Genomic DNA, 17,789 nt, shown 5'->3' with positions numbered 1-17,789 from the left:
GAGCAGAGGGGAAATAACCAATGCCCAATGCCCCTACCAAATGTACAGGTAGAAAATACTAAGGACAAAACAACGTGTCACGTGTATCTCGTCCTGTAATGGGATTAGTTCCTTTGGCAAGTTTGCACAACTTTTTTTGCTCATCGGAACGCAGCAGTGCATCAGTAAAATCTGCCCCGTCAATGATTGCACCATCAAATCTGGCGTTAGCAGCAAACGCGCCCTCCAACAATGCATTTGTCAAATTTGCTCTGACTAAACGAGCTGAGTCTAAAGTAGAATTTCTCAAATCAGATCCCTCCAAATTTGCAGACTCCAAATTTGCTGCGAAGAAACTGACACCGCGCAAATTAGCGTGGCTGAAGTTGCTCTGGCGGAGATTAGCTTTGGTGAAGCTGGAGTCTGTTAAATCACGTCCTGAGAAATCAGTATCGACCAAAATTTCTTTATTATATTCGAGTGCCAAAGCTGTTGGAGCAAAACCTACGGTTGCGCTGATGCCAACTATTCCCCACAGGAATAAGCTGAGTATGCTTGCCCAAATGTGATGGTCTGTTTTACGCTTCAACCCCAGTTTTGTTCTGGATGAGTCGAGTGTAGAACCCGCTGTGCGTAGGCGTAGCCCGCCGCAGGCATCGCTTAACCTAGAATTTATAGAATTCATGATATTTTTAGTCAATGGCTAACCTTCCTCCATTTCATTATCCAGATATTGGTCATTTAGGAGAAGACCTAGTAGCCCAATGGTTGCAATCTACAGGTTGGATAATTCTGCATCGCCGCTTTTCTAGCCGCTGGGGGGAAATCGATATTATCGCTGAATATGATAGAAAAGCAGAGGAAGCAGGGGAGCAGGGGAGCAGGGGAGAGGTAGGAAAGCTCAGGACTCAGCACTCAATATTGGCATTTGTTGAAGTCAAAACTCGCAGTTCAGGCAGTTGGGATGCAGGGGGAAGAAGTGCAATCACCCCCCAAAAGCAAGCAAAAATCTGGCGGACAGCTGGAATATTCTTAGCCCAGTATCCAGAAAAGGCAGATTATTCTTGCCGATTTGATGTTGCCATTGTTTACTGTCAAAAGATATCAAAAAATCTGACTGGGGTTACAGCAACTCAGGAAGCTCTAGCTACTTCATCAGCAGCCGGATATAAGTTTAAGCTGCAAGAATACATTCTGGCAGCTTTCGACTCTTCAATTGATAATGGTTAATTGGTAATGGATAAAATATCTTGATTACCAATGACCAATAATTTTGTCGTGGCGTTACAACCAAATAGGATCACGCCAAAGTTTCTGGACAGTAGCCCAAGCCCCGGACAAACTGTTGCCGGAAGGCTTCGATTTCGTCTCTCTCTGGACTACCATGAGAAACGATCGCTACTTGATAGCGACGCATCACGTCCACAGGGCACTGTCCCGCTTCCAAACTCCAAAGTGCCATTTGTACCCTCATTGGCGGCTCGTAGCTGATTCCTAATTCATTTAGAAAAGCCCGAAAGTCGCCATCTTCTTGAGGCGAGACTTGACCTTTGAATTTGATCCTAACCACCCAGCCATCAATTTGATGAATTACGGTGACGAAAGAAACTGGTGTCTGGGGTCTAGCGTGCAGGTGTTGAACGACCCTCAGGGTTAGACTGGCATTTGCCAGATAATACAAGTATTCCATGTTTGTTGGTGCTTGGGATCAAAGCCAATCCTACATATCTATTTTCGTCAATCAGTATCTGTTCCCGGTAGGGTAAAATCCCCCGTTTTTAGATGGGGAGGTTTACCCAATTTTTATGTTAAGTTTTCCGTGTTACTTAATAGTATCAATCTTATAGCCTAGCGAGAAAATTGAGCGAAGATGCCTTAAAGTTCCTTTAGAAGAAAAAGCTCAAACCAGCTTTTTTAAGAGAGTATAAATACTAAATAAACCAAAAACTAGTACAAGTCAATTTGAAAGACACCTCTAGCCCACAAGAAAAAGATTTGGAATTAGATTGCTCGGTAGCTGGCTATGACTACAAACTACCTCCAGAACTCATTGCCCAAAACCCAGTAGTTCCTAGAGATAGCTCACGGTTACTGGTGATTAACTCTTCCACCACAGCCACCGAAACAGCCTCCCTGCACCACATTTTTCATGATTTGCCTGCACTGCTACGCTCTGGTGATTTGTTGGTTATGAACGATACAAAAGTTATTCCAGCGCGGCTTTATGGCCATAAATCCACTGGTGCTAAAATCCAAGTGTTGCTGTTGGAAGAACGGCAGTATAACTGTTGGTTAGCTTTAGTTAAGCCAGGAAAAAGCTTCAAACAGGGAGCAAAGATTATTTTTGAAGCAAGGCAATTGGGGATTAGGGATTGGGAAGATTCCTACCCAGTCCCCAATCCCCAACTCACAGCTACGGTTCTAGAAACAGACGCAGCAACCGGGGGGCGTTTGTTGCAATTTGATGTGCCAGAGGGAAAGTCTTTGGTGGAACTGTTAGAAGTATTTGGTGAAGTACCACTACCACCGTACATCACTGCCTCCTCATCTGCTGACGATCAGTATCAGACAGTTTATGCCAAACAGCCAGGAGCGATCGCAGCTCCGACAGCAGGACTACATTTTACCCCAGAATTATTCCAAAAGTTGCGCGATCGCAAAATCAATCAAGCTTTTGTAACGCTGCACGTTGGTGTAGGCACATTTCGCCCCGTGGAAGTGGAGGACGTAACTACCCATCAGATGCATGAAGAATGGATTGAAGTCCCCATTGCCACAGTAGAGCAAATCCGCGCCACTAAAGCAGCTGGCGGTCGGATTATTGCTGTGGGAACAACAGCAGTACGAGCTTTAGAAGGGGCGGCTCAATCTGGGAATTTACAACCATTTTGTGGTAAAACAGACTTGTTTATTTATCCCGGCTACCAATGGCAGGTGGTTGATGGTCTGATTACCAATTTTCACCTGCCGCGTTCCAGTTTGCTGATGTTAGTGAGTGCGCTAATTGGCAGACAACGGTTATTGAATATATACAACGAAGCGATCGCTTCAGGGTATCGCTTTTATTCATTCGGCGATGCCATGCTAATTTTGCCGTCAGCCATAAGAGTCCTAAGTCAGACGTGAGGGCAATACAGTTCGCTGAAGTTTTAATCTGTCTACTGCGATTATTTGTAGGTTTTCTAGAAATGCTCCTGAGGTTTGAACTGTTATGAAAAGTTATAAACTTAGCAATTAATTTAAATAGCAGTAATGCCAATGCTTATTTTAACTTAGCGATCGCCTTGGAAAAGCAAGGTCAAAAAGTTTTTCTAGGTAAGAGAAACTGGAGTTTATTATCCCTGCAAACCGAAAGTCTCCATTTTAAATAAAAACACACATGGTAGCCTATCTGTATGTTTTTATTTAATTCGGCTTTGTCTTAACACTGCTTTTTTCATGAGTGCAACACTTTACCAGCAAATACAGGAATTTTATGATGCTTCCTCCGGGCTGTGGGAACAGATTTGGGGCGAACACATGCACCACGGCTATTACGGCGTCGATGGTACCCAGAAAAAAGACCGCCGTCAGGCTCAAATTGATTTAATCGAAGAACTGCTCAATTGGGCAGGGGTACAAGCAGCAGAAAATATCTTAGATGTGGGTTGTGGCATTGGCGGCAGTTCTTTATACCTTGCACAAAAGTTTAATGCTAAGGCTACAGGGATTACATTGAGTCCTGTGCAAGCCGCGAGAGCAACAGAACGCGCCTTAGAGGTTAATTTGAGTCTGAGAACACAGTTCCAAGTTGCAAATGCTCAAGCAATGCCCTTTGCTGACGATTCTTTTGACTTGGTTTGGTCGCTGGAAAGTGGTGAACATATGCCAGATAAAAAGAAGTTTCTCCAGGAATGCTACCGAGTATTAAAGCCTGGTGGCAAGTTAATTATGGTGACTTGGTGTCATCGACCAACTGATGAGTCTCCATTAACGGCGGATGAACAAAAACACTTGCAGGATATTTATCGGGTGTATTGTTTGCCTTATGTGATTTCTTTGCCAGAGTACGAAGCGATCGCCCATCAACTACCATTACATAATATCCGCACTGCTGATTGGTCAACCGCTGTCGCCCCCTTTTGGAATGTGGTGATTGATTCTGCATTCACTCCCCAAGCGCTTTGGGGCTTACTAAATGCTGGTTGGGCTACCATCCAAGGGGCATTATCACTGGGATTAATGCGTCGCGGTTATCAGCGTGGGTTAATTCGGTTTGGCTTGTTGTCCGGCAATAAGTAGGGGCGCACAGTTAGCTGTGCGCCCTTACACCGTGGTGTATCTACTTTTGCCCGCCCACTTACTTAGTAAGTTTAAAGTTACAGGTTTGATTAAATACCAAATAGGAGCTTTTCGTATTCAGCCAGCGCCCGTTTGAAAGTATATTTGCTTTCGTAGACTTGACGTGCTTTCTCTCCCATCAACTTAACTTTTATACTATCACTAGCTAATTCATTGATTAAATTGGCAAGGTGTTGAGGGTTATTAGGAGGGGTATTAATACCGCAACCAGAATTTGTTAATAATTGGTCAATGTATGAGTTTGCTGAGGAGATAGCAATAATTCCTCTTCCTGCTGCTAACATACCGTAGAGTTTAGAAGGAGCTACTATTGATTCTGCGCCTGGTATTAAGCTGACCAATGAAAGGTCACAAGCGGTAAGAGAGAGGTGTAGTATTTCTCTGGGCTGGTAAGGTAATAAGAGGATGTTTTTTAGTTTATTGGATTGAATTGCTTGCTTTAATACTTTTGTTTTAGCCCCATCACCAATAAACACAAACTGAATAGGAGCATTTTTAAGTATATTGGCTGCTTCAGCAATGGTTTCTATATCATGCAATCTACCCAGATTACCTGAGTATAAAACTGTAAAAACTTTGTTAAGGTTATACTGTTGAGCAAAATCATTTGCTTGTTTATCACAACTAAGAATATCTTCTACTGCCCAATTCTCAATTACTTGAATTTTTTCTTTTAACTCCGGATATTTGTTCTCCAAAAAACACTGCATGCAAGTACTGAGGACAATAATGTTCTCAGCATATTTGTAACTTAAATAAATTAATTTTTTGAAAAATATAAATAAAAAGCTATTTTGCTGAATAATGCCAGACATTACAGCAGATTCTGGGAAGATATCTTGGAGTAAAAAATGATATTTTCCACCACAAAAAATTTTAAAAATAGTGCCTAAAATCCCAGCATATGGTGGATTAGAAGCGATTAAAAGTGGCGTAGTGCGAGGTAGTAAAAATATTACATATTTTAAAGCATCTAAAAGAAAAAATATTGAACTAATAATTTTACTTAAAATGTTAGTGCTGGCTGCTATAGGAGAGAAGGCACGGTTGATTACGACTTGATTTAATAATTCAGAAGTAGTGTCTTTTGCCTGAGTCCCTGTGAATATATTTACCTGATAGCCTTTTTGGGAAAATCCTTTCGCTAAATCGGTCATTAGTTGAGCAGTAGCAGCATGGCTAGGGTAGAAGTATTGAGTGATAATTGTAATTTGTTCCATGTATTTATTGTGGAATCATCAAAGAGCTAATCCAGATTTTTTACGTCTCAGTTCTATGATTTTGACTACTATCATAAATTCATACATGGCATAGAGGAAACAGAAAATCAGAGCCGTTATTCCTTCTAAAAAACCTAATCTTAGAAAATACATCTGTATAAATCTGATAATGGGGCGTATAAACCAAAGTTTAGCTGCTAATAATCTAAGTTTTAGTTTGCGTTCAGTTCCTAGAGCAGATGCTTTTCCTGTTTCCAGAAATTCCACAACTTTTTGGGCATCCCAAGAAGAATAGCGATCGTGCCGTTCTAACCAATCTCCAAATCCTTTAGAATTAGCATAATGATCGTAAGGAATATTAATTCTGCCAACTTTAGCATCGGAAGCAAAGTGTTCCCAAACACCACCTATAAAAGTGACTTCTCCTAGTTTGAGTAAACGTGAATGCCAATTAGGATATCCTTGTGTAAGCTTGAGCCATTTACCCCAAAATAGATAACGCGCAGGCAGTTCATAAGCATTATATTGTTGATTACTGGCAGAACATACACGCTGAATTTCTATTGCTAAATTGGATGGAATAACCTCATCAGCATCTATAAATAGCACCCATTCACTCTTTAAATTACAACTTTGTAAAGCCCAGTTGCGCTGCTCAGAAATTTTGAACGGTAGAGATGGAGTATGGGTAAAAACTTTGGTTCCCAGTGATTCTGCCAATTGTATTGTTCCGTCAGTGCTGCCTGAGTCTACAACAATAATCTCTTGACACCACTGTAAAGAGTCTATACATCGGTTAAGATTGCGAACTTCATTTTTAGTAAGAATAGCTGCACTAATATCTGAATTCATAGGTAGTTATTCTCTTGTACAATAGAAGTAGCCAAGGTGTTTGTGATCTGCTCGCTTCACTATAAAACCCTGTAATTGTAAAATCTTCTCTAGTTCATCTGGATCACCTTTATCTGGATGATATTCTAATGCCATACTTTTAACAGCTTGAGTCCAAGATAAATCTCCTTGGAATAAATAGAATTCACCACCTTCAACGTCACATTTCAAAAAGTCACAAGTTCCTACAGTTTCTATATATTCATAAATATTAAATTCTTGTATTTTAGGATTGGATTTCAATAAGGATTGTGTCCAATCATCATAGAATCCACCAACTACGGCACATTTAACTACTAGACGATTTTCATATAAATTTTGTTTAACATTGTGTTTAATGATATTGACAAATTCTGATTGTGCTTCTACTGCATAAACTTGTGCTTGAGGCGCTTCGGCAAGTGCAAATATTGTAAATGCTCCACCATTTGCTCCTAAATCTAGTATATATTTTGCATCTTTTAATTTACGTATTTTAATGTAACATGAATGACCATATATTTCCCGTATAACTCCAAAATCAATATTAGTGAAATAAAGTTTTTTATGATTAAACGTTATACTAAATGATTCATTTAAACTTTTATCTAATACTCCTAGACTTTTGGTTTTTATTAAAATATTAAAATATTTTGTTATTCCTGATATCCAACGAATATATAAAGGTAAAGGTAAAAGTTTTTTAACTAGCAGTAGCTCATTAGAGAAACGATATAAATTATTAAGCACAATGGTTCTCTCTGATACGAATATAATAATTTGTTGTGTGAAGAGAAGTTTTATCAATGGATAAAATATTTTCTATCCATGCTCTTGATTTAAATTTTAGGGTTTGCATTTTGCTAGGAAATTCAATCAATTCCCCAATAGCCTCAGTCCACTCTGATGCGACTCTAGAACGCACCCACCCCATGCCACCTTCAGCTACCTCATCATGTAGTCCCACTTTGTCGGAAATTAAAACAGGACATCCACAGGCTAGAGACTCGACAACGACATTACCAAAATTTTCATGTCGGCTGGGCAAGATAAACAAATTAGCAGTAGAGTATATTGCTGGCAGTTTCTTAGGTTCGCATCTTTCTAGAAAGATAACTCTGTCTGATAGATTTGCTGCTTGAAACTGCTGCTGTAGTTTTGCTTTAGTACCATCGTCATCACCACCTACAAAAATCATCCGCCATTTGAGATGTCGTAACGGTGCTAAAGCCTGAGGTAATAAATCTAACCCTTTTTTATGGTGGAGACGACCTACATTCAAAAGGATAAAGTCATCTTCACTGAGGTTTTGAGATTTACGCCATGCTTTTGCTGCTTCTAAAGCAGGTTGCCAAAATTCAGTGTTTAAGCCATTGGGAACGATAAAAGATTTTCCTGGTAGTTTTAGCCAACGACACTCTTGTAATTCTTGCTTGCTAGTGTAGTGGATACCATCTGCATTTGTCACATTGAAGCGTTCTTGCCATAAGTAGTACAGTATTTTTTTAGCTGTTTTCTGCTGCCAGGAGTAAGGCCCAAGTGCACCTCTAGGGGAAACAATATAGGGAACACCTTGATTTTTGGCTGCTTTGCAAGCCGCTCCACTAGTACGCTGCCAAACACCTGTGATATGGATAATGTCAAATTCCTTGGCTCTTGCTGTTACTGCTTCCTCCATACCTGGGCAATGAATACCAATTCCTGGTTCTTGCTGAAAATATGTGACTTTGACTCCATTACGGATGACTGGCTGGTTGAGGGGCAATTCTGGTTGATTATTTAACCCAGCATTAGAAGTAAACACTTCTACTTGATGACCAAGGGCGGCTAATCCTTCACAAAGTTGGCTAACACTAAGTACGGGGCCACCGAACTGCCAAGCGGGGGCGTAAACGGGGATGTAGTGTAGAATCTTGAGTTGGTTTTGCATTATTACCTAGCTATGCTTTTGCAGATAAAACCCAAGGCTCGTCAGCGCCCAGTAACGACGAACTTGTTTTGTCGGGTCGCCAATTTTTAAATCATGTTCTACTCGGTCAGCATTTAGCTGAAAGCCGTGAGCTTGATTAAGGTGAGTAAAGGTTGCGTGTAAACAGTCTCGCAGAGGCCCGCTTAAATACATTGCATAATCTAAATCGAAGCCTGTTTTCTGACGGTTCAGAGCGTGCTGTAAGGTTGGCGGAATCTGACCAGATAAAAGAGGCTTTTTCTGTTTTTTAGTTGTTCGTTTCTCACTCCAAGGAATTTGCATTACTTTTTCCATATAGCGCCTACCTAAATAGGGTACGCGTAGTTCTTGCTGATTCGCCATTGTAGCCCAGTCGCTATCTCTTAGTAAGGTATTTCTCAGGTAGCCTTTAATTTCACCAAGAGAAATTAAAGTCTCCACATCAAGATTAAGTTTGTTGTCTGTTTCATCATCCCAATTTGCCACTGGATTGTAAAAATCTGGTGCTACAGTCCAAAAGTCAGATATTTGCTTAGGGGTAAAGAAACGCCGCGTTTCTATTAACGTTCTGGAAGGTGAATCTATTTGCTGGAATAAAAGATTTAATCTTTCTTGATAAATAGAATTCTTACGCCAGCCCTTGATATTTTCTATCCAAGGCAGAAGTAGAGACTTCATATCACCCAAACACTTTCCTAATTGATATAACTTTGCTATAGAAACAAAATGAGGATAGCCACCATGTAACTCATCTGCACCACAACCACTAAGAACAACGGTTATACCATGTTGTAATGAAGCTCTAGAAATAAGATAAGTATTTGTACCATCTGATGAGGGTTGATCCATTGCTGTAAAGCTATCAACTAACCAAGTACTTAGCGTTTTATGAGATAGATAAGCTACATGATGTTTTAGCTGGAGTTTTTGTGCAGTCATAGCTGCCAAATTGCTCTCATCTCTAGTAGAGTCTTGTAAATCGAAGGTAAAAGTAGAAAGATGACCTTGCATAACTGGAGCTAGCATACTAGCAAGCACTGTACTGTCTATCCCTGCTGACAAAAATAAACCCACAGGAACATCAGCAATGAGCTGCTCTTTGAGAGTATCTAGTAAAACTTCGGTATGACTTGTGTGAGATGTCGGTTCCCCTATGTGATTGCATACGTGTTGGGCTAAATTCCAATAACGAATAGGGGTAGATATAGTGGCTAAGTCTGTTTGCAAATCAATATAAGCATAATGAGCAGGGGGAAAAGCTTTAATCGCTTGTCGGATAGTCCGTGGCTCTTGGACGCTGCCAGATATTAAATACTCATAGATACTCTGTTCGTCCCAGTCTGTTGCTACTAATCCAGACGTAATTAATGCCCGTACTTCTGATGCTAAAGCAATGCCTCCGCCGCGAGTTTGAGCATAGTATAGTGGTTTAATTCCAATGTGATCCCGTGCTATTAAAAGGCGTTGTTGAATAGAGTCAAACAATAAAAAAGCAAACATACCGTCTAGGCGTTCTACTATTTGCTCACCCCAGACACGATAACCTAATAACAAAACTTCTGTATCACTATGAGAGGTAAACTCTATACCCTGTGCTTTCAATTCTTGGCGTAGTTCCAAGAAGTTATAAATTTCCCCGTTAAAAATAATCACATTACCCGTTTTTACATCTACCATAGGCTGATGCCCAGCAGGACTAAGGTCAAGAATTGCTAAACGAGTATGCAGTAGGTGAATGTGGTTTGCTCCTACATTTTTTTGCCATGTACCTTGGGAATCAGGACCTCGATGATGCAGAGCAGCTAATACATTTGATGAATTAAAGTCTTCTCTGCCTATGTAACCGCATATACCGCACATATGTTTAAGAATTTGATTGGTAGATTGAGCAATATAACTGTGATTTTGAGCAGAGTTATTGAGTGATTCTTGAATTGCAATTCAGAAAACTGTTCACACGCTAGATGCTTGCAATATTTCGTCGCAAATCTGGTGACACCTCCGCTCAAAATTTTCATAGGAAAAATACTCTAATCCTTGCGGTATTACTCCTTTGGGACGCTTTAATGCCTTTATAATTCCCGCCTTTACTTCTTCTGGATCATCAGGATTAACAAGAATGCCTAGTAAACCATTTCGTACTGCCTCACGACTGCCATCAACTTTACTCGCAACTACGGGAATACCGCAAGCCATTGCTTCTAAAAAAACAAAGCCAAATCCTTCTCCCTTACTCGGCATCACATAAACATCTGCTAGCCGATAGTGGTCGGCTTTTTTAGCTTCAGAAATAAATCCTGTGAAAATCACTTTTGCCTGAAGATTAAGCGATCGCACTTTCTCCTCTAATCTCTCTCTATCCGATCCTTCTCCCACTATTAAGTAAGATAAATTAGGAATTATTTCACTCAATTTAGGCAGCAACTCGATTACTTCATCAAACCCCTTATATCGTTCATAAGAGTCCAAGCGTCCCAATGTCATCAGAACTATCTTGTCCTTCAGTCCATATTGAGAAATAAGTTCAGAATTTTTGTCATCATGGCTATACTGGTCAAGAGCGATCGCATTTGGCAGTAAAAATTGTTGCACCTTGGGTATATTTGCCCAGGATTGAAAGCGATCCAATGTAATTTGGCTGATAGAGACAACATAATCTACTGCTGGAAGACAATAGTTAACTAGGCTGTTATGAGGCTTCCAGGCTTCGATGCCATAGATTTCTAGAAGAATAGGCGCTTTTGTCCACAGTTTGACTAGCCAGGCAAGTGGTAGCATATAAAGATGACCACAAACAATTAAATTGAATTTAGGGTAGGCTCTGATGGTATGAAAAATGGTACAGATGTAAGCCAACTTACCTTTTATTCCTGAAGTAATATATGTGAGTTTCTGAGGCAAAGTTTCAATGCGATCGACAACGTGCCTTGGAATAGCAACTACCTCATCACAATTTTTGGCACTACAGAGACAGTTAATAAAGTCTCGATTGTACTGTGAGATACCCCCGCGCCCTCCAAAGGCATCAGTTGTTAAGAATAATACTTTCATTCTTATTTGCTATTACAATTGAGGAATAGGGTATTTATTAATATAATCTGTCATCAAAATAATGCAAGCATAGACTAGTCCATAGGATAAATTTGAAGTTGAGTCACCACTAGTTAGGCAAGAAATAAAACTACTCATGTGTACTATAAAAAATGTATTTCTTAGTAACAGTTCTTCAGATGTTTTATATTTTACAAAGTAAATATGTTTAATAATAATTAAATTAAATCCTATCCATAAAAATAATCCTATCAAACCAGTTTGTGCAATGCGAAGTGAAAAAGTATTACCAAAGTTATATGGATTTTCTAACGTTCCAGACTTCAAGTGATACTCTGTAAAATCCATGCCTATGCCGTGTCCGAATAAGGGTGAATCAGCAAATGCTTCAAAGGCAGAAGTGAAGTGACTTTGCCTGACTTCTACAGACGCATATCCACCATTGGGGTTAGATGGATCGATAAGAGATTGAAACCATGATGCTAATACCATAAACCCTTCACTTCCTTGCAAAATCCAGAAAACTAGCATCCCAGATATAACTGCTATAATAAAAGTAAAAAATATTTGAAAACTTTTGGTTCTATTATATATAGAAACATTAAAAATCATTGATATGGAAAGTATTATAAGCGTGATTAAAAAGGATCTTGAAAGATTTAACATCATAACCACATAGCAAGAAAAAATTCCTGTGAAGGCTAAAACTTTTAAAAAACTTTTTTTCCTAGCTACTGTAAATAAGAAAAAACAAATAGCAAGAGAAAAATAAACAGGGATAAACTCAATAAAGAAAAATCTTTTGAATAAACTTTCAGAAATACTTATATTAGTAAAATCATCGTTTGTTGCTCCTGCTACAAAGTCGAAACTTCCATAAGGTAAAACGCCAAGTTGATTAAGTGAATAAAATATTAAAGCAACAGTACTAATTAAAATAATTCCCAAAAGAGAAGTTTCAAATATTTGTTTACTAAAATTACGAGAATAAGCGCTTACAGCTAATATAGCTAAAAAGCCTCTGCTAAAACGTATCAAGATACTAATATTTCCATTGATATTACTTAAGCAAACTATAGCGCCTATTACAAATATTCCTATAGTTGATAGAACTAGTAAGCCACTTAAATATGAAGGGCCTAATCCCCAGTTGCATTTCGCTATACTTCTAAAAATAACAAGCATCAGAAGGAAATCAGCCGCATTTAGATTAGAACCTAGAAGTGGGATGCTATAATTTCTTAAAATTGACCAATTAAATGATAAACCAATAACTAACAGCAAAAACCAGGTTATATTTTCAAATGACTGTTTTTTGATTTTCATTTTAAGTAATTTCTCCATTAGCTATAGCCCGTTATTTGTGTAGATACTGGTAAAATATAATTTAACATTGTGTATTAGCAGTTTATACTTAATGTTAATCTTGACTATAGGAATTCATTTGATTTTTGAAAACCTAAGCTGACTGAAAGGTTGTTGGATAAAACTTTGGTTTTCAGTATACCTAGCAAGACTTAAGTCGGATGCTTATAGCTTAAAGATGTAAATTTATAAAATAGTTTAATTAGCCTATAACGTACATCTATAGATAAATATTGCCATTGCCATACATATAGTCCTATCAAAATTATTCCTCCAACTATTGATGCAATTAACGGACTCAACCAATATAGTCCTACAGATATATAAGTCAACCCCACTATGACAACAGCAAAAAAAGCTGAAACAATTCTAGTAAAGAGTAAGTTACCACCCAGACTCCTCAGTTCTAGAATGGTGTAAATTGTTGCTATTATCCCTGAACCAATGATTTCACTACAGACTATTGCTATCCCCACAGCAACCAAGCCATATTTACCCAAAAAAAGGCTAGTTATGCCTAAAATAATTGCCGTTTGCACAACCGCAATTGTTGTTTGTGCTTTTATATGATTAATCCCCATTAGATAAATGCTTTGAGGATTACCAAAGTTTTTTAGCGAAATTGACCAAGCTAATATTAGGTAAAGCACCCAATTAAAGCTGATTTGACCTCTTGTCCAATGCAAATATATTGGCTCAATACATGGCAGTGTAATCACTAAGCCAAGATTAATTAATAGCCCCCCTGACCACCAAGCTGTAGAAATCATATCTGCTAATTTTTTATGTTCACCTTGAGTATGATAGCGGGTCATCTCAGGTATTAATGACATTGTAACAATTGCAGTTCCCGCTAAAAAAGTATTAGTAAGAGTTCGCATAGTACTAAGTGCAGGAATAAATGCTGCTCCAACTATGCCAGATACAAATAAAGTTAACCCATTATTTTGTAATTGCAATAAAAATCCTACACCTGTAAGAAAAAATGATTTAGAAACATTAGTAAATGCTATTTTCCAACTACCATTAGTCCAAAAGGGATAAAGGTTATGAAAAATTTGATATACTTCTCTAAAGAAAAATATGTATACAATTAAGGAAACCAAACTGCTAGCTATACAAGCTACCAGTAGTTTTCCTCCTAATATAGCAGTCAATAAAATACTAGTTACTTTAAAAAACTGTGTAATTATTCCCCAGGTGGCAAACCTAACATACATTCCAAGTGGTAAGTAAAGACGAGATAGAATACCCCCAACAGAACCAGTTAATATCCATGTAATTATTAAAACAATAAGTGCATCTCCAATTTCTTTATTTTCTGTTATTACTGAATTACTTCCAAAAATTTTTTCTATAAAACCAAAAGCTATTATTGCAATTAATATTATTAATTGCAAACAGCCTAATATTCCCGCCATCCAAATACTAGAAGCTAATGTCTGTTTTAATTTTTCTGTACCAGATCCAGTTATGTAAAACTTAGTTAACTCATTACCAACATAGTTTTGATGACCATTATCAATAGTTTGCAATAAACTTATAAATGCAGATATCGTTAGCCATAATCCATAGCTCTCGACACCCCAAAATTTAATGAGAATTGGGACAATTAAAACAGTCTGACCCAAATTGAAAGCAAATGAGAAAATATTAACAACAATGCCATTTAAGGCACGTCTTTCTACATTCATACATAAATACCTTGATGGGGTTAATTTCAAGGATTACTGATAAGAAAACATCAATATCCTGTATTATTTTTAGATTTAATAAATGTAACATCTTTAAAAATATAGTATTTTGCAATAAATTTGGGGATAACTTTAGTATGATTAGCGATATTTTAAATTTTCTCTAAACTCGACTTTATCCATTTGGCAAAGGATTACCAAAGGAGCGAGATCGTAACTTGAAATCCTGATTTATCAATACCTTTGAATTTTCGATGCCAGCCATAAATGAAGATATGGTAGGGCTTCAAATAAGTATGTCATACAAATGGAGTAAAATTATCAATTGTTCTTAGAATAAACTGACTACAGTCAAACATTAGTATATGAGCAGCAAAGCGCAATGTTTTTGAAAGTATTACAGGAAACTCTTACATAAATTAATATTTTAAATTTAATTAAGTTTAATGGCTTGCATTAAAATGTCGTGACTAAAAAGATTAGGTAGCCAACCGCAGACTAAACGATCCATTGCTTGCCTTGCCTTTTCACCCATTAGCCTGTTACGCAATCTACCCAAAGGAAAACTGCCACTGGCAAAGTGAGATTCTAAGCGAAGCTGAGATATAGGAGCAATAAGGTAACGAGGTGCGGTATGGAACGTATAGAAATGTAAGTGAGTTTTATCCATAATGCCACCATCAGTATATTCAAATTTGCCTAGCAATAACTTAGAACGTTCTCTCCAGTTAACAATATTTGGCAAGGCAATAATTACTTTGCCGCCTACTTTCAAATACGGCAATAATTTCTTGATTGTCGCAACCGGATCTACCAAATGTTCTAAAACGTGACATAAAAGTAAAACATCAAACTCCTGGTTTAAATTAAAAGTATCTCGCTCAACATCTGCATAAATGCAATGGCTTAGTTGTTGCGACGCTCTTTGGTATTCTGTCTGTGAACATGTGACCCCAGTAACCTGAGTAAAAGGATAAAGTTCATGAATTAACTTTCCATTACTCCCCACGCCGCAACCAATATCCAATATCTGGCGATCGCTCTCATCTAGTAACTTTAGAATAGAAGGATTACCTTGATTACTATATAGTGAGTCGCTATTTAGCGGTTTGTACATAGTCATAAAAATTCCATTAATTTGGTGGTAAAATGAAGCCTTTCTGTCTACGAGCAGCCCACCTCTGAGGTAAAGTTCTCAACATTGCCCAGAATGTTGTGCCAAAACCCGTGACTTGATTTATAGCCTTAAGAATAGTTAGAGCCTCTGACAAATATCCTCTAAGAGCAAGTTTGAAGGCAAACCACAGATGAAACTGCATAATGTGCGATGCCCAATTTGGTGCTGACTTAAGATTTATTACATGCGGACTGGCCAAGAGCATCTTTACCATTTCAGATCCTTCTAAGGAAGCGCTGAGATTCTTTCCATTGATAACTGATAGTTGCTCTTGATGAACTCTAATAACTGCTACGTTAACTCTAGAAATTAGAATTGGGCTACAACAAGCAACTCGATATATCCATTGCCAGTCTGCTGCATGTCGCCAGTCTGATCTAAAATCACCAACTTGTTCATAAAGACTCTTCCTAAAGAACATTGCAGTAATATTGCCATTGATACTGCCAAACTTAAGTAATAATGGCACGCTTTGTTCGGGTTGTAATATTTTTGTTTCCTTAGCTATATAATCATCATAAAAAATCTTGGCATCAGGTAATCTTTCACCATCTGCATTAACTGAATATGTAGAAGATAAGATAAGATTGGCTTCAGAATATTTTTGAATAGCATTTATATTAGTTTCCAAACAATGAGGCAAGAAAAAATCATCAGTGCAAAGAATTGTTATATATTCACTATTGCAGCGTTTTATAGCTTGATTGAGATTAGCAAAAAGCCCTAAATTTTGGGTATTATAGTAAATCTTTACCTTAGATATTGCAGCATATTTTTCTAATAAAGCTTTTGTATCTTCAGAAGAATTATCATCTGTAATAATTAATTCCCAGTTTTGATAAGTTTGCTGTAAAACACTATCAATGGCTTTAGCTAAGTATTTATTACGATTGTATACGGGTAAAACAATTGATACTAAAGGCTCTATCATTTAGACCTCTATCTTTTTCCTAATAGATTCTGGATTATGTAGAAATTTATAAGATTCGATAGCACGTTGGGCATAAGAACTCCAATCCAAACCTGTAGCTCGGAATGATAGTGCTGCTTCTCGTTTAGATAAAAGTAAATTTTTCTCCTGGGCTAGTGTTTGTAGGCAAGTAGCTATAGCTTGGCTATCCCTTACAGGTACTAAATATCCTGCTGGATACTCTTCTATACCCATCTCTAATTTGACTGGTTGCACACCAGACATCCTTAGTAAATCTTCGCCACCAGTGTTAGTTGTGCAAATTAACGGCAACCCACACGCAAGTGCCTGTGCCTGTACATAAGCCAGCCCTTCTTCAATACTTGCCATGACAAAAACACTACTATTACGGTAGTAGTCCACTAATTGCGGCTGTGGTACATGACCAATCAATTTAATTCGTTCATCTACTCCTGTTAATAAATGAGGGGTTTCTGCCGTAGCTCCACCAACCAAACATAACTCACTATTTGATATATCTGCTTCCATAAAAGCTTTAACTAAATAATGAATTCCCTTACGTACACTTAAAGAACCAGCATAGATAATACGAAATACATTATCCTGTTTTAATGCAGGTGAAAAGCTTTTGATATTTGTCCCAAAATGGTTAAGCACTAGGCGGTTTTCAGGAAATTTTTGGTTAAGAAAACTACCTTTCACAAATAAACTAGGTACTGCTACCTTATCTGCAAGTTCATATTCCCGTAGTTCTTGAGCCACAACATCTGGATGTGTTTCTGCCCAGTCTAAATTTAGTCGCTGATATTCCTCTCTCAATAATTGACATTGCACCTTCATGTGAGCAGAACTACGCTCCAATAGAAAAGGTATGCCATTCTGTTTCGCCCAAAGCAAAGCAGGCTCAGAAAAACTTGACCAGCCATGTACTAAAGTGCTGCCTTCTAGGTATCTACTTGCTGCTTTAGTAAATAGATTATGGAGTAAAGCTTGGGACTTCATCACCAATTTTTCTGCACCTATTTGGTAGATAGCTTTTCCTAATAAAAGAGTTAAAGGCAAGCTAACTACTTTATCATCAGGTATTCCCCATTTACGGGTTTTGTATTTAGGATAGTTGGTGATTAAACGATGTAAAATACCTGCATAATACAGTTCTCTTGCTAGGTCAAAAGCGTGCCATCTTCCGCCAACAACAATAGATATTTTCATA

16 protein-coding genes are annotated in these 17,789 nt (G+C 38.0%); 3 read left to right on the top strand and 13 right to left on the bottom strand.

Annotated features, from left to right (window positions below; genetic code table 11):
• Window positions 1-58: 58 nt before the first annotated feature.
• Window positions 59-655 carry a pentapeptide repeat-containing protein gene (locus V7K35_RS11790; RefSeq protein WP_442939720.1) on the bottom strand — a complete coding sequence of 199 codons (597 nt, stop codon included), beginning with the start codon at window positions 653-655 and terminating at the stop codon, window positions 59-61.
• Between the two features lie 23 nt (window positions 656-678).
• On the opposite strand from V7K35_RS11790, the gene V7K35_RS11785 reads away from it, so the two are divergent.
• The gene (locus V7K35_RS11785) at window positions 679-1,209 is read left to right on the top strand and encodes a YraN family protein (RefSeq protein WP_335079109.1); all 531 of its coding nucleotides are present in this window, start codon (window positions 679-681) and stop codon (window positions 1,207-1,209) included.
• 70 nt (window positions 1,210-1,279) lie between these two features.
• Here V7K35_RS11785 and V7K35_RS11780 read toward each other — a convergent pair whose 3' ends face one another.
• Entirely contained in the window at window positions 1,280-1,669 is a 390-nt protein-coding gene (locus V7K35_RS11780; RefSeq protein ID WP_334793326.1) for a hypothetical protein, read from the bottom strand.
• A 245-nt stretch (window positions 1,670-1,914) separates the two neighbouring features.
• Between V7K35_RS11780 and queA the strand changes: the two genes are divergently transcribed.
• Both queA and V7K35_RS11765 read left to right on the top strand, forming a co-directional pair.
• Window positions 1,915-3,105, top strand: coding sequence for a tRNA preQ1(34) S-adenosylmethionine ribosyltransferase-isomerase QueA (gene queA / locus V7K35_RS11775; RefSeq protein WP_335079630.1), 1,191 nt, complete (start codon window positions 1,915-1,917; stop codon window positions 3,103-3,105).
• A gap of 312 nt (window positions 3,106-3,417) precedes the next feature.
• Window positions 3,418-4,260, top strand: coding sequence for a methyltransferase domain-containing protein (locus tag V7K35_RS11765; RefSeq protein ID WP_335079107.1), 843 nt, complete (start codon window positions 3,418-3,420; stop codon window positions 4,258-4,260).
• A gap of 89 nt (window positions 4,261-4,349) precedes the next feature.
• Here V7K35_RS11765 and V7K35_RS11760 read toward each other — a convergent pair whose 3' ends face one another.
• The 11 genes from V7K35_RS11760 to V7K35_RS11710 all read right to left on the bottom strand — a co-directional run bounded on the left by V7K35_RS11760 (window position 4,350) and on the right by V7K35_RS11710 (window position 17,788).
• Window positions 4,350-5,540, bottom strand: a complete 1,191-nt coding sequence (locus V7K35_RS11760; protein ID WP_335079105.1) for a glycosyltransferase family 4 protein — start codon at window positions 5,538-5,540, stop codon at window positions 4,350-4,352.
• Window positions 5,541-5,558: 18 nt separating this feature from the next.
• Window positions 5,559-6,392, bottom strand: coding sequence for a glycosyltransferase family 2 protein (locus V7K35_RS11755; protein ID WP_335079103.1), 834 nt, complete (start codon window positions 6,390-6,392; stop codon window positions 5,559-5,561).
• 6 nt (window positions 6,393-6,398) lie between these two features.
• A complete protein-coding gene (locus tag V7K35_RS11750; protein ID WP_335079101.1) occupies window positions 6,399-7,160 on the bottom strand; it encodes an FkbM family methyltransferase in 762 nt (253 codons plus the stop codon).
• Entirely contained in the window at window positions 7,153-8,340 is a 1,188-nt protein-coding gene (locus V7K35_RS11745) for a glycosyltransferase (protein WP_335079099.1), read from the bottom strand. Before V7K35_RS11745 ends, V7K35_RS11750 begins: the two co-directional genes overlap by 8 nt.
• Window positions 8,341-8,346: 6 nt before the next feature.
• A complete protein-coding gene (gene asnB, locus V7K35_RS11740; RefSeq protein ID WP_335079097.1) occupies window positions 8,347-10,218 on the bottom strand; it encodes an asparagine synthase (glutamine-hydrolyzing) in 1,872 nt (623 codons plus the stop codon).
• A gap of 93 nt (window positions 10,219-10,311) precedes the next feature.
• Window positions 10,312-11,409 carry a glycosyltransferase family 4 protein gene (locus V7K35_RS11735; protein WP_335079095.1) on the bottom strand — a complete coding sequence of 366 codons (1,098 nt, stop codon included), beginning with the start codon at window positions 11,407-11,409 and terminating at the stop codon, window positions 10,312-10,314.
• A 12-nt stretch (window positions 11,410-11,421) separates the two neighbouring features.
• Complete coding sequence (locus V7K35_RS11730; RefSeq protein ID WP_335079093.1) at window positions 11,422-12,735, bottom strand: O-antigen ligase family protein; 1,314 nt, start codon at window positions 12,733-12,735, stop codon at window positions 11,422-11,424.
• A gap of 191 nt (window positions 12,736-12,926) precedes the next feature.
• Window positions 12,927-14,468, bottom strand: coding sequence for a lipopolysaccharide biosynthesis protein (locus V7K35_RS11725; protein ID WP_335079091.1), 1,542 nt, complete (start codon window positions 14,466-14,468; stop codon window positions 12,927-12,929).
• A gap of 433 nt (window positions 14,469-14,901) precedes the next feature.
• Window positions 14,902-15,591 carry a class I SAM-dependent methyltransferase gene (locus V7K35_RS11720; protein WP_335079089.1) on the bottom strand — a complete coding sequence of 230 codons (690 nt, stop codon included), beginning with the start codon at window positions 15,589-15,591 and terminating at the stop codon, window positions 14,902-14,904.
• Window positions 15,592-15,601: 10 nt separating this feature from the next.
• The gene (locus tag V7K35_RS11715) at window positions 15,602-16,576 is read right to left on the bottom strand and encodes a glycosyltransferase (protein WP_335079087.1); all 975 of its coding nucleotides are present in this window, start codon (window positions 16,574-16,576) and stop codon (window positions 15,602-15,604) included.
• Window positions 16,577-17,788 (bottom strand): glycosyltransferase family 4 protein, encoded by a 1,212-nt coding sequence (locus tag V7K35_RS11710; protein ID WP_335079085.1) that lies wholly within the window; start codon window positions 17,786-17,788, stop codon window positions 16,577-16,579.
• Window position 17,789 lies beyond the last annotated feature (1 nt).

Origin of the sequence: Nostoc sp. (assembly GCF_036917275.1) — a bacterium.
GTDB lineage: Bacteria > Cyanobacteriota > Cyanobacteriia > Cyanobacteriales > Nostocaceae > Nostoc.
Note: the sequence above shows the minus strand (reverse complement) of the source record. Positions and strands in the feature narration are given on the sequence as shown.

Coding starts and splice junctions, on each gene's coding strand:
- V7K35_RS11785 (WP_335079109.1), top strand. CDS start 679: ATGGCTAACCTTCCTCCATTTCATTATCCAGATATTGGTCATTTAGGA.
- V7K35_RS11780 (WP_334793326.1), bottom strand. CDS start 1,669: ATGGAATACTTGTATTATCTGGCAAATGCCAGTCTAACCCTGAGGGTC.
- V7K35_RS11765 (WP_335079107.1), top strand. CDS start 3,418: ATGAGTGCAACACTTTACCAGCAAATACAGGAATTTTATGATGCTTCC.
- V7K35_RS11760 (WP_335079105.1), bottom strand. CDS start 5,540: ATGGAACAAATTACAATTATCACTCAATACTTCTACCCTAGCCATGCT.
- V7K35_RS11755 (WP_335079103.1), bottom strand. CDS start 6,392: ATGAATTCAGATATTAGTGCAGCTATTCTTACTAAAAATGAAGTTCGC.
- V7K35_RS11745 (WP_335079099.1), bottom strand. CDS start 8,340: ATGCAAAACCAACTCAAGATTCTACACTACATCCCCGTTTACGCCCCC.
- asnB (WP_335079097.1), bottom strand. CDS start 10,218: ATGTGCGGTATATGCGGTTACATAGGCAGAGAAGACTTTAATTCATCA.
- V7K35_RS11735 (WP_335079095.1), bottom strand. CDS start 11,409: ATGAAAGTATTATTCTTAACAACTGATGCCTTTGGAGGGCGCGGGGGT.
- V7K35_RS11730 (WP_335079093.1), bottom strand. CDS start 12,735: ATGAAAATCAAAAAACAGTCATTTGAAAATATAACCTGGTTTTTGCTG.
- V7K35_RS11725 (WP_335079091.1), bottom strand. CDS start 14,468: ATGAATGTAGAAAGACGTGCCTTAAATGGCATTGTTGTTAATATTTTC.
- V7K35_RS11720 (WP_335079089.1), bottom strand. CDS start 15,591: ATGACTATGTACAAACCGCTAAATAGCGACTCACTATATAGTAATCAA.
- V7K35_RS11715 (WP_335079087.1), bottom strand. CDS start 16,576: ATGATAGAGCCTTTAGTATCAATTGTTTTACCCGTATACAATCGTAAT.
- V7K35_RS11710 (WP_335079085.1), bottom strand. CDS start 17,788: ATGAAAATATCTATTGTTGTTGGCGGAAGATGGCACGCTTTTGACCTA.